This is a genomic window from Bacillus sp. RCC_6_1 (genome assembly GCF_041360755.1).
Classification (GTDB): domain Bacteria; phylum Bacillota; class Bacilli; order Bacillales; family Bacillaceae_G; genus Bacillus_A; species Bacillus_A cereus.
Genome location: NZ_JBFUPV010000002.1, coordinates 939,112 through 951,209, shown reverse-complemented (window position 1 = coordinate 951,209; position 12,098 = coordinate 939,112). Strand labels below are relative to the sequence as shown.

Genomic DNA, 12,098 nt, shown 5'->3' with positions numbered 1-12,098 from the left:
TCTTTTCTCTCTTCAATATGCTAGCCTTTTGAATAAAAACTAGTAATAAACTTCATATTACTACTTCTTATCCATTAGCAAGTAAGTAATCCATTTATTTTCAAAACGAATCTTATCTTATTCTACAGAGAAGATGAAAGAATACACTGGTTGGTTTCCAGCATGCACTTCTACTTCTGCATCTTCAAATTTCTCTTCTACAAATTCAACTAACTCCGCTACTTCTTCGTCAGTTGCATCTTCACCTTGTAGAATCGTTACGATTTCAGAATCTTCATCAATAAGCGCTTCTAGTAATTGCTTCGCAGCTCCTACTTTTTCAGCATTTGTAGATACAATTTTCCCATCTGCAATACACATGAAATCATCTTTTTGAATTGCTACACCATCAATTTCCGTATCACGTACAGCATACGTAATTTGACCTGTTTTCACATGAGATAAAGCTTCTTGCATGTTTTCTTCATTCTCTTCTAACGTTCCAACTGGGTTAAATGCTAACATTGCTGCCATACCTTGAGGAACTGTTTTCGAACGAACAACAATAACTTCTTGATCTACAACTGATGCCGCTTGTTCTGCTGCCATTACAATATTTCCGTTATTCGGTAAAATAATGATTTTTTCAGCATTTGCTTCTTCAATTGCCTTCACGATATCCTCCGTACTTGGATTCATCGTTTGACCACCTTCGATAACTTTCGTTGCGCCGATGCTCTCAAATAAAGTTTTAATACCAGACCCCATAGCTACAGTTACGATACCATATGGTTGTTTTTCTTTCGATTGAGCTGGTTGTTCAGGAACCATAGTAGGTTCATCTAATAAAGCAGTATGCTGTTCACGCATATTTTCTACTTTAATCTTAATTAAACTACCGTATTTTTGCCCGTAGTTCATAGCGTCTCCAGGATGTTCTGCATGGATATGAACTTTTACAATTTCATCATCAGACACAACTAGTAGAGAATCACCATATACACTAATATCTTCACGGAATTTTTGTTCAGAGAAATTATGCTCTTTCACCTTTTCAGCCTCTAATTTCACCATGAATTCCGTACAATATCCATACTTAATATCTTCTGTACTCAATTGGCTTTGTACACTACGGTGATGTTCTGCGCGTACCATTTCATTCATAGATGGTTGCGTCGGTGCATCAGAAGAAATCGTTTCTCCTTTTAAGTCAGCTAAAAATCCTTCGTATACCACTACAAGACCTTTACCACCGCTATCTACAACGCCAACTTGTTTTAATACAGGTAATAAATCTGGCGTACGATTTAACGATGCGTTTGCTTCTTTCACAACGTCTTCCATAAACAAAACAAAGTCGCGCTGTTTTTTCGCAACTGTTACTGCATATTTACCCGTTTCTCTTGCAACCGTTAAAATCGTTCCTTCAATCGGTTTCATAACCGCTTTATAAGCCGCCTCTACTCCAGCTTCTAGTGCTGCAGCAAAATCAACTGTTGTTAATTCTTCTTTTTGTTCAATGGATTTAGAGAAACCACGGAACAACTGAGATAAAATAACTCCAGAGTTACCACGAGCTCCCATTAATAATCCTTTGGCTAAACTTACGCCGACTTTACCAGCATGCTGTGAAGGGTTTGCTTTCACTTCACGCGCACCTGAAGTCATAGATAAGTTCATGTTTGTACCGGTATCGCCATCTGGAACTGGAAATACGTTTAATGCATCAACAAGCTGAACATTGTTTGTTAAATTATTCGCTCCTTGCATGATCATTTGTGATAAACGTTTTCCATCAATTTTTTGAATTGACACAGATTTTCCTCCTTAATGCACATTACAAGTTTATTACTTTAACTCCTTGTACGTAGATGTTTACAGAATCTACTGCTAGTCCTACAGTTTGATCTAATGTATATTTCACTTTCGTCTGCACATTATGTGCCACTTCTGAAATTTTCGTACCATAGCTCACAATAATATACATATCAATATGTACTTCATCTTCATCTTTACGAACAATAACACCTCTAGTGAAGTTTTCTTTTCGTAAAATGTCTGTTAATCCATCTTTTAACTGATTTTTTGATGCCATACCTACGATACCGTAGCAATCTACCGCGGCACCTCCAGCAATTGTTGCAATTACATCTGTACTAATATCAATTTGACCGTACTTCGTTTTAATTTCAATTGACATCTCGTTTCCCCCTTCATAAATGGTGAAAGTGAGCTAGACTACTTTAGTTACTATCATATAATCTTTTTAAAGAAAATTCCATCGTTCTTTCTTTTCACTCTCATATTTTATGTTTTAAATTACACTTTTTTATGATGAGCAAAATAGTCCATTGTTATTATACAACATGTACCACTATAATATGTCAAGCAATTTTTATGGATTTCAACTTTTCTTCATTGACATATAGTGTCAAGTAAATTTTCTTGATTTCTTTTTTCTACGGTGTTGCATTCTCTTTTTAGTTGTGTTAAATTATAGTAGTGTTTTTAGCATCGCATAAAAGACTAACATTGAAAAATTACGTATGGTAAGGTATCAAGGGAGGGAAATATAAATGGCTCGTGTTTGTGCTATTACTGGAAGAAAAGCTCGTTCTGGTAACTCTCGTTCTCACGCAATGAACGCTACAAAACGTAAATGGGGCGCTAACCTTCAAAAAGTTCGCGTACGCATCGACGGAAAAGTTCAACGTGTTTACGTTTCTGCTAGAGCATTAAAATCTGGCAAAATCGAACGTGTTTAATAATAAAAAAAAGAGCCGATAGGCTCTTTTTTTACTATAACAATGGAAAAAGCACCGGTGATAGGTGCTTTTTTTAATCTTTTTTGAAGGTATTTAACATTGCACGAACTATTCCACCAAGAAATTTAGGTAACTTAATTGTATAAAATCTCATGGTTTCCCTCCTAATCCCCATTACTCCACTTGGTCACTATATGATGTAAGGAGCAAAATTGTTTCTTCAATCAGTGCTTCTTATCAACATTAATATGCCAGAAGTAAATGAAAAAGTACCTTTTTCCTCAACGAGTTCGTTACTAATACAAAGTGTTGATCCCCACTCTATTGTTTTATTAGTAAGAGGGTACTTAAAACCAAACAATGTAATCCCTTCCACTATTTCAGTAACTGGTACAAAAGATACATAAGGAAAATTTTTATTTTCTTCAATTATATGTGTACCCATTTTTTTAACTGTTATTTCATTTTTATTGTCCACAATACACATTTCTATCTCTACTTCTAACCCTTTTAAAAGCATCTGTATATTTGCCAAACCGTGATCAAGCCTTCCACCAGTAGCACCAAAAATACGAATTAGTGCCGGCTTCTGTTCTAATGCCCAGTTGATTGCAATTTCTAAATCCGTTTGATCTTTTTCCCGCGGAACAATATGTAATTCGTTCGTTTGCTGTCCCATCCATACTAATTCTTCTTCAGTAACTGAATCGTAATCTCCAAACGCAACAGCCGGGGTAATCCCTTTCTTTAATAGACGGTATACTCCCCTATCAACCGCTGCCCACACTACTTCCTCATTCTCGTATCGAGCAAAATCTGCGCAATATTCCGAAGGTCCTCCTGCCAAAATATGAATAATCATTTTTTCTTCTCCTCCCATTGTAAAAAGGCAATCTGCCATTCGGTAGATTGCCTTTTTACATATTTTTATCCTATCCTATAAATGCCTTACTAGGATAAAAGTTCATCACTACCCACGAATTACGCGAATTGCTTCACCGCGGTCTTTTTGATTGTATACTGCTGACCCAGCTACAAGTACATTTGCTCCTGCTTCCACACAAAGTCTTGCTGTTTCAGCATTTACACCACCATCAACTTCAATTTCCACTTCTAGATTGCGCTCTTTCACCATGTCTGCAACTTGTTTAATTTTCGGTAATACAGAATGGATAAACTTCTGTCCACCAAATCCAGGGTTTACTGTCATAAGTAATACCATATCTATATCTTCTAATACATGCTCAATCACTGAAACTGGCGTATGTGGATTTAATACAACGCCCGCTTTAATACCATGAGATTTAATTAACTGAATTGTACGATGTAGATGCGGACACGCCTCTACGTGAACAGTAATAATATCCGCTCCCGCTTGTGCGAAAGTCGGGATATAGTTATCAGGATTTTCAATCATTAAATGTACATCTAATGGTAATGATGTAATCGGACGGATTGCTTCTACAATTAACGGTCCAATCGTAATATTTGGTACGAAATGTCCATCCATTACGTCAACGTGAATGTAATCCGCTCCGCCCTTTTCTACATCTTTAATCTCTTCCCCTAATTTTGAAAAATCTGCTGATAAAATCGATGGTGCAATTTTAATCATAACTAATACCTCGGCTTTCTCTCTCTAATTTCTTCTACGAATTGTTTATAGTTCTTATAGCGATATTCTGTAATCTTCCCTTCTTCAACCGCAGCTTTCACCGCACATTTCGGTTCAGAAAGATGTGTACACCCTCTAAATTTACAGTATTGGCTCGCTTCTTTCAACTCTGGAAAACAATATGTAAGATCTTCTACTTCTATATCAATGAAATCTAGTGAACTAAAACCCGGTGTATCTGCTACTAGTCCACTCCCAATTGCAATTAATTCTACGTGTCTTGTCGTATGCTTCCCGCGTCCTAAATGGGAAGAAATATCATTTGTTTTCAGCTCTAATTCTGGACGTAGCACATTAAGCATTGAAGATTTCCCAACACCAGATTGGCCCGCAACGACAGAAACACAATTTTCTAAGTATGGTTTTAATATATCAATACTTTCTGACGTATTAATAGAAGTAAATAAAACATCATAACCCATCTCACGATAATCATTCGCATAAGCTTCAACAGTTGCTTTCATCTTTTCATCTACTAAATCCATCTTGCTAATACAAATAATTGGCTTAATGTTATGATATTCAATCAGCACTAAAAATCGATCTAACAGTCCAGGATTAAAATCTGGTTCTACTGCAGAGAACACAAGGATCGCTTGATCGACATTAGCAATAGGAGGTCTAACAAGTTCATTTTTTCGATCAAACACTTCAAGCACATAACCTTCAGTTGGATTATCTGCCTGAAAAACAACTTGGTCTCCTACAAGTGGTGTAATTTTATTTTTTCTAAATACACCTCGCCCACGACATTGCGTAACCCCTTCTTCATGCTGCACGTAATAAAACCCACTTAAAGCTTTTATAATTTTTCCTTCTGGCATAGAATTCTCCTTTTTTGTATAAGGTGATGCTGAATTTAAAAATGAATGGATTTAAATTTTCCAAATAACGATTTCAAAACCTACCATATATACTTTCGCTAATATACATTGAATTTCCCATTAAATGCAAAAAAATATTTACAGCTGCATCACTTTACTAGCTTTTTGAATCATATATTTTTGCCTGCTATACCGTCCACTTTGTAGACAGCATAACAGGCAATAATAATAAGTAGACTTTCACTATTATTGAGTTGGATATGGTACTTCTTTATCAATAATCGTTACTCCATCCCGTACAATTTTATAGTGTCCCTTTGAACCTTCTTGAATTACAAATTCTAAAGAAATAGTCGCTGATTCAGTAATTGTTCTCGTTTCAACCGGTCTATCCATTTTTTGCTGCATGTCTTCTTTATAAATTTCTATTGTTTGCGGCTTTTTTTCACCTGTTACAGCAGGCTCATATGGGATAGAGATATTGTCCACTTTTACCGTTTTAGTCACTTTAGGCTTTTGACCATCAGAGATAATAATAGTTACTTTATCTCCCTCTTTTAATGGTGTACCTGGTTTTGGAAATTGCGAAATTACAAGTCCTTTTTCGACTGTATCTGAATACTCTCGTTTTATATCTGACGTTAGTTTTCTCTCATTCAAATAACCAGTTACACTATTTTCAGTCCACCCCGAAAAGTCACCTGGTCTAATTTGATAAGGCCCTTTACTTACCCAGATTTTCAGTTCTTGCTCCGCTTCTATAACCATCTGATCAGGCGTCGGAATTTGTTCTACAATTTCACCTTTCGGCTTATCATTTTCAATATAATTTACCGTAACTTGTTTATATTTTTCTTCTAACTCAGCTTTTACACTCTCAAAGTTTTGACCTGTGAAATTTGCCATCTTACTTTTCTTTTTTCCACCTGATTGATAGATAGTAATTTTAGCGTTTTCTTTTACGACTCTTCCTGCTACAGGGTCCGTTTTTATTACATCCCCAACTTCAACATCATCTGTATATACAATATTAGGCTCCGTCACCTCAAAGCCCTTTTCTACTAATGTATTTACAGCTGTCGTGTATTTCATACCAGCCACATCAGGAACTTTCACATCTTTCGGAATAAATAATCCTGGAATAACCGTAAGTGCTAATGTTATTCCTATTGCTAAAAATAAAAATGTTGAAATTAAAACTTTAAGCCACTTGTTACTCCGTTTTTTCTTCTTATCTAACTCAGCTGCTTCTGCTCTTATCGGTTCTTCCACCTTACTCCCTTTTAAAACAATCGTTTCATCACTTACATTTTCAAATAATTGTTCTTGTTGAATAATCGGAATCGCTTTCGTCGCTTCCATATCTTCCGGTATGTAAAATGGTTGCTCATTTATCCTCTCTGGATATAGCGCAGTTTCAATATCTCGCTTCATCGCATTGGCAGATTGATATCGGTGAAACGGATCTTTTGCAGTTGCCTTTAATATAATATTTTCAACACTTTGCGGAATATTTTCATTCCATCTTTTTGGTGATGGGATTTCACTTTGTAAATGTTTTAAAGCTATAGCAACAGCAGATTCGCCAGAAAACGGTTGTCTTCCTGTTAACAATTCAAACATAACTATTCCAAGAGAATAGATATCTGATTGTTTATTTGCTATCCCGCCACGTGCCTGTTCTGGCGATAAATAATGGACTGAACCGAGCACTGAATTTGTATGTGTAATTGTTGTTGCACTTGTAGCTGTCGCAATTCCAAAATCTGTTACTTTTATTATTCCATCAGCTCGAATTAAAATATTGTGCGGCTTTATATCACGATGCACAATTTCAAAATGATGGGCATGTGCCATAGCGGATGTTAACTGCTCCATAATATCAAGAGCTTCTCCTATAGGTAACATCCCTCGCTCAATTATGTATTGCTTCAATGTTTGCCCTGGTACATATTCCATGACAAGATAGTATATACCATCTTCTTCTCCGACATCATACATATTCACAATATTTGGATGCGACAACGTTGTAACAGACTGCGCTTCTCGATGGAAACGTTTAATAAACTCTTCGTTATTTGAGTAGTCGAGTCTTAATATTTTTACCGCTACATCTCGGCCAAGTATATCATCATGAGCTAAATATACATTGGCCATTCCGCCACCACCAATCATTTTCAGCAGCTTATAACGGTCATTTAAGCGTTTTCCAATCAGCACGTTGCACTTCACCTACTTTCGTTTGTCGAACCCGCATAATCAATAAGAACAAGTGTGATATTATCTTCTCCACCGCGATCATTTGCCAATTGAATGAGACACTGCCCTTTACCTTCAAGCTGTTCATTTAACTGTAAAATTTGTCGCATATCATCAATAGAAACTTTGTTTGATAACCCATCAGAGCAAAGAAGTAATTGATCATCTTCCTCAATCACCAACGTTTTAACATCTAACCCAACTTTTTCTTCTGTTCCTAATGCTCTTAATAACACATTCTTTTTCGGATGATACTCTGCGTCTTCCTTTGAAATTTCACCATGTTTCACAAGCTCATTTACAAGTGAATGATCTTCCGTTACTAGCGTCATTTCTCCTTCTGATACCATATAGCAACGACTATCTCCTATATGCCCTATTGTCACAAAGCTTGGTGTACAAACAGCTATTATAAGCGTTGTTCCCATACCATTACATTCTGCATTTTGCTGAGCGTATTCATATATACGCTCATTAATAATCCCAACACTAGTATGTAACCATTGTTCTACTTTTTTCGGCTCATTCATATTATGTGTTTGCTTCCAATAATCATGGAATAATTGAATGGCCATCGAGCTAGCTACATCACCAGCTCGATGACCTCCCATTCCATCTGCTACTACCGCTAATACATTTCCATCTAAATTGTGAAAAACTCCTGCACTATCTTCATTATGTTGACGAACTTTTCCTTTATCCGATAGAAATACGGCTTTCATCTCGTCACCTCGTCTCTTCTTTGCGCTCCTTCGCACGCAACTGACCGCAGGCTGCATCAATATCATGACCTTGTTCACGGCGAATCGTTACATTCACTCCACGATCTTTTAACGTTTTCTCGAACAAGAAAATTTGTTCACGTGGCGTACGTACATAATCACGTTCAGGTACGTAGTTTACCGGAATCAAGTTCACATGACATTTTACACCTTTTAAGAGCGCAGCAAGCTCTTCAGCATGCTCTACTTGGTCATTTTCTCCTCCAAATAATCCATATTCAAAAGTAATACGACGCCCTGTTCTATTTACATAGTATTTAATAGCTTCCATTAAATCTGGTAATTTATAAGCACGGTTAATCGGCATTAATTTTGAACGTAATTCTGAGTTTGGAGCATGCAATGAAATCGCAAAATTAATTTGTAGATCTTCTTCAGCAAACTTATAAATTTTCGGGATAATTCCACTCGTCGAAACAGTCATATGTCTCGCACCAATATGAAGTCCTTTTTCATGGTTAATGATGCGTAAGAATCCCATTAAATTATCATAGTTATCAAATGGTTCTCCAATCCCCATAACAACAAGAGAACTTACACGTTCTTCCGTTTCATCAAGCGCACGCTGAACTTCTACTACTTGCGCTACGATTTCTCCAGCTTCTAGGTTTCGCTTTAATCCACCAAGTGTCGAAGCACAGAACGTACACCCAATACGACAACCCACTTGCGTTGTTACACAAATGGAATTTCCATATTCGTGTCGCATTAATACCGTTTCAATAGAATATCCGTCATATAATTGGAATAAGAATTTAATTGTTCCATCCGAAGACGTTTGTTTTACTAACGTGTTTAAAGTAGTAATATCAAAGGAATTCGACAATTTATCACGCAATCCTTTAGAAAGGTTTGACATATCCTCATAATTTTTTACACGTTTTTTATATAACCAATCAAAAATTTGTCCAGCACGGAACTTCGGTTCTCCTTGTTCCTTTAACCAATCTTGCATTTCATGAAGTTGTAAAGAGTAAATTGATGGTTTCTTCGTTTCTAAATTTTTCTTTTGTTTTCTTACAGTCGTTTCCATGATGCTACACCTTCTTCCTTAAACAAGCAATATAAAAGCCATCCGTCGCAAAATAATGCGGTAAAATTTGTACTTGACCTTCATCAATATACGGAGTTAATTTTTCTGGCATACGCTCTTTAAGCGTAGTATCCCATTCAAATTCAGGATGTTCTTGTAAAAATTTCTCTATTACTTGTTCATTTTCTATTTTCTCAATTGTGCACGTACTATAAACAAGACGACCGCCTTGTTTTAATAATGGTGCTATTTTTTCTAGTATTGCAATTTGAATCGTCGATAATCTTTCACTATCGCCTTTATCTTTTCCTAACTTAATATCAGGCTTACGTCTAATTACACCAAATCCAGAACACGGTGCATCTACCAATATTTTATCAAACGTTTCATTTGCAAAGTGCTCTTGCACTTTTCTAGCATCTAGCGCTTTAGTTTCGACATTTTCTAGACCAAGTCGCTCTGCTTGCTGTTTAATTAAACGTACTTTGTGTGCATGTAAATCAAGGGACATGACCTTACCAGTTCCCTTTAATCGTTCCGCGATATGCGTTGTTTTTCCGCCTGGAGCAGCACAACTATCAAGAACTGCATCTCCCGTATTCGGTTCTAAAGCGCGTGCTACAAGCATAGAACTTTCATCTTGAATAGAAAGAAATCCTTTTTTAAACGCTTCTGTATGCGCTACATTTCCTCTTTCAATCTGAATTGCATCATCTGATAAGTCACCACTTTTTGCTTCTATACCTTCACTTGCCAACAACTCAATCGCTTCTTCTACCGTTACCTTATCAACATTCACACGCGCTGTTGGTACAGGGGGTAACATGTTTACTTCGCACATTTTTTCTGCAGTTTCTAAACCGTATTCTGAAGTCCACTCTTGGACAAGCCAAACTGGATGACTTGTTGTAATTGCAAGACGTTCTACTGGATCCTTGATTTCATCTACAGAAGGTACACCTTCTCTCTGAATCGAACGTAATACACCGTTCACCATACCAGCAATTCCTTTATGCCCGCGACGCTTTGCAATCTCAACCGCTTCATGAATAGCCGCTCTTTCTGGCACTCGGTCTAAATAAATCATTTGATATAAAGATAAGCGAAGCAATACTCTTACCCACGCCTCAACCTTCTTTTTTAAAAAAGGCTGTAAATAATAATCTAATGTGTCACGACGTTGAATCGTTCCATATACAATTTCAGTTAATAAACCAATATCTTTTCTATCAATTGCACTTTTTTCAATTAGATTATTTAAAAGTAAGTTGCTATATGCACCACTTTTTTCCACTTGAATTAAACCATCAAGAGCTAATTCACGAACATTTTGTCTCATGCATTTTCTCCTAACTTCGTTCCAATTTCAGGTTTTGTTCCACGTAAAAATTGTGAACAACTCATACGCTTTTTACCAGAAGGTTGCAATTCAGTAATTTTAACACCTGTTTCATTACTCGTTGCTACAACAAAACCATCTTCTTCGATTGCAACAATCGTACCTGCTTCAGCCGGTTCAGTTATAGGCACTTTTTCTCCCCACCATACTTTAACAACTTGTCCCGCTAAAGTTGTATAAGCAACTGGCCATGGATTCAATCCGCGAATGTGATTGTATACTTCTTCACCTGTTTTTGTCCAATCAATTTTCTCTTGCTCACGTTTTATATTGTACGCAAACGTTACTTCTTCTTCGTTTTGTTTAATCGGTTCTAACTTACCTTGGATTAATAAAGGTACTGTTTTAGATAGAAGGTGTGCTCCTGCTTCACTTAATTTATCAAATAATGAGCCTGTCGTTTCACGCTCTTCAATTTCAACTTCCACTTGCGTTAAGATATCACCAGCATCCAATTTTTCTACCATATACATAATTGTAATACCTGTTTTTTCTTTACCTTCCATAATTGCATAATGAATTGGTGCACCACCACGAAGTTCAGGAAGTAAAGAAGCGTGAACATTAATACATCCATACTTCGGTGCTTCTAAAATTTCATTTGGTACAATCTGCCCAAATGCAGCTGTTACAATTAAATCTGGCTCTAATGCCAATACTTTTTCATATTCATCTTTTTCACGAATTTTTAACGGCTGTAACACAGGGATACCATGTTTTTCCGCTTCAACTTTAACAGGTGTAGGTGTTAATACTTTTTTTCTACCTACTGGACGATCAGGTTGCGTCACAACACCTACTACCTCATAGCCATCTTCAATAAGACGACGAAGCACCGGCACTGAAAAGTCCGGTGTTCCCATAAACACTACTTTTATCATTTAAAAACCGCTCCTTTTAACACCTATTCTAGTTCGTTTTCTTCATAATATCTTGTCACTTTCGATGTAAATAAAACACCGTGTAAATGATCGATTTCATGTTGAATTGCACGCGCTAAAAATCCTTCCGCTTCTAATAAGAATACTTTCCCACGGCGATTTTGTGCTCTTACTTTAATATAATCGGCACGTTCTACTTCACCATAAAGTCCCGGGAAGCTTAAACAGCCTTCGGGACCTACTTGTTCACCACGTTTTTCTAATATTGATGGATTGATTAACTCGATTTTCCCAGTATCATCATCGACATCAACAACCGCTACTTGCAAGCTTACACCTACTTGAGGCGCAGCTAAACCGACTCCGTCCGCAATTAACATTGTTTCATGCATATCTTTCAACAATTTCACTAACTTTTTATCAAAGTTAATTACTCTTTCGCATGGTGTTTCTAACACTTCATTTGGATGCTTTATTATTTCTAAAACTGCCATATTTCCC

At 36.6% G+C, this 12,098-nt stretch carries 13 protein-coding genes; 1 reads left to right on the top strand and 12 read right to left on the bottom strand.

Annotated elements, in window-relative coordinates; genetic code table 11:
• Nucleotides 1-117: 117 nt before the first annotated feature.
• Nucleotides 118-1,794 (bottom strand): DAK2 domain-containing protein, encoded by a 1,677-nt coding sequence (locus AB6801_RS11150; RefSeq protein WP_000027129.1) that lies wholly within the window; start codon nt 1,792-1,794, stop codon nt 118-120.
• 22 nt (nt 1,795-1,816) lie between these two features.
• Complete coding sequence (locus tag AB6801_RS11145) at nt 1,817-2,179, bottom strand: Asp23/Gls24 family envelope stress response protein (RefSeq protein WP_000021109.1); 363 nt, start codon at nt 2,177-2,179, stop codon at nt 1,817-1,819.
• Between the two features lie 376 nt (nt 2,180-2,555).
• Between AB6801_RS11145 and rpmB the strand changes: the two genes are divergently transcribed.
• Nucleotides 2,556-2,744 (top strand): 50S ribosomal protein L28, encoded by a 189-nt coding sequence (rpmB, locus tag AB6801_RS11140; RefSeq protein WP_000124776.1) that lies wholly within the window; start codon nt 2,556-2,558, stop codon nt 2,742-2,744.
• Nucleotides 2,745-2,817: 73 nt separating this feature from the next.
• On the opposite strand, the gene spoVM is transcribed toward rpmB, so the two are convergent.
• The 10 genes from spoVM to def all read right to left on the bottom strand — a co-directional run bounded on the left by spoVM (nt 2,818) and on the right by def (nt 12,091).
• Nucleotides 2,818-2,898, bottom strand: coding sequence for a stage V sporulation protein SpoVM (gene spoVM, locus AB6801_RS11135; RefSeq protein WP_001213599.1), 81 nt, complete (start codon nt 2,896-2,898; stop codon nt 2,818-2,820).
• Between the two features lie 66 nt (nt 2,899-2,964).
• Nucleotides 2,965-3,645, bottom strand: coding sequence for a thiamine diphosphokinase (locus tag AB6801_RS11130; protein ID WP_002062149.1), 681 nt, complete (start codon nt 3,643-3,645; stop codon nt 2,965-2,967).
• 69 nt (nt 3,646-3,714) lie between these two features.
• Nucleotides 3,715-4,359: a ribulose-phosphate 3-epimerase gene (gene rpe / locus AB6801_RS11125; protein WP_000589974.1), complete on the bottom strand. Its 645-nt coding sequence runs from the start codon at nt 4,357-4,359 to the stop codon at nt 3,715-3,717.
• 2 nt (nt 4,360-4,361) lie between these two features.
• Nucleotides 4,362-5,243: a ribosome small subunit-dependent GTPase A gene (rsgA, locus tag AB6801_RS11120; protein WP_001113932.1), complete on the bottom strand. Its 882-nt coding sequence runs from the start codon at nt 5,241-5,243 to the stop codon at nt 4,362-4,364.
• A gap of 246 nt (nt 5,244-5,489) precedes the next feature.
• A complete protein-coding gene (pknB, locus tag AB6801_RS11115; protein WP_000904748.1) occupies nt 5,490-7,463 on the bottom strand; it encodes a Stk1 family PASTA domain-containing Ser/Thr kinase in 1,974 nt (657 codons plus the stop codon).
• Nucleotides 7,464-7,471: 8 nt separating this feature from the next.
• On the bottom strand, nt 7,472-8,224 hold the full coding sequence (locus AB6801_RS11110) for a Stp1/IreP family PP2C-type Ser/Thr phosphatase (protein WP_000648703.1): 753 nt from the start codon (nt 8,222-8,224) through the stop codon (nt 7,472-7,474).
• Between the two features lie 4 nt (nt 8,225-8,228).
• Nucleotides 8,229-9,317, bottom strand: a complete 1,089-nt coding sequence (rlmN, locus tag AB6801_RS11105) for a dual-specificity RNA methyltransferase RlmN (protein ID WP_000450541.1) — start codon at nt 9,315-9,317, stop codon at nt 8,229-8,231.
• Between the two features lie 4 nt (nt 9,318-9,321).
• Nucleotides 9,322-10,656: a 16S rRNA (cytosine(967)-C(5))-methyltransferase RsmB gene (gene rsmB / locus AB6801_RS11100; protein WP_001249668.1), complete on the bottom strand. Its 1,335-nt coding sequence runs from the start codon at nt 10,654-10,656 to the stop codon at nt 9,322-9,324.
• Nucleotides 10,653-11,597: a methionyl-tRNA formyltransferase gene (fmt, locus tag AB6801_RS11095; protein ID WP_000598804.1), complete on the bottom strand. Its 945-nt coding sequence runs from the start codon at nt 11,595-11,597 to the stop codon at nt 10,653-10,655. The genes rsmB and fmt overlap by 4 nt, the downstream gene beginning before the upstream one ends.
• 23 nt (nt 11,598-11,620) lie before the next feature.
• Nucleotides 11,621-12,091 (bottom strand): peptide deformylase, encoded by a 471-nt coding sequence (gene def, locus AB6801_RS11090; RefSeq protein WP_000279455.1) that lies wholly within the window; start codon nt 12,089-12,091, stop codon nt 11,621-11,623.
• Nucleotides 12,092-12,098 lie beyond the last annotated feature (7 nt).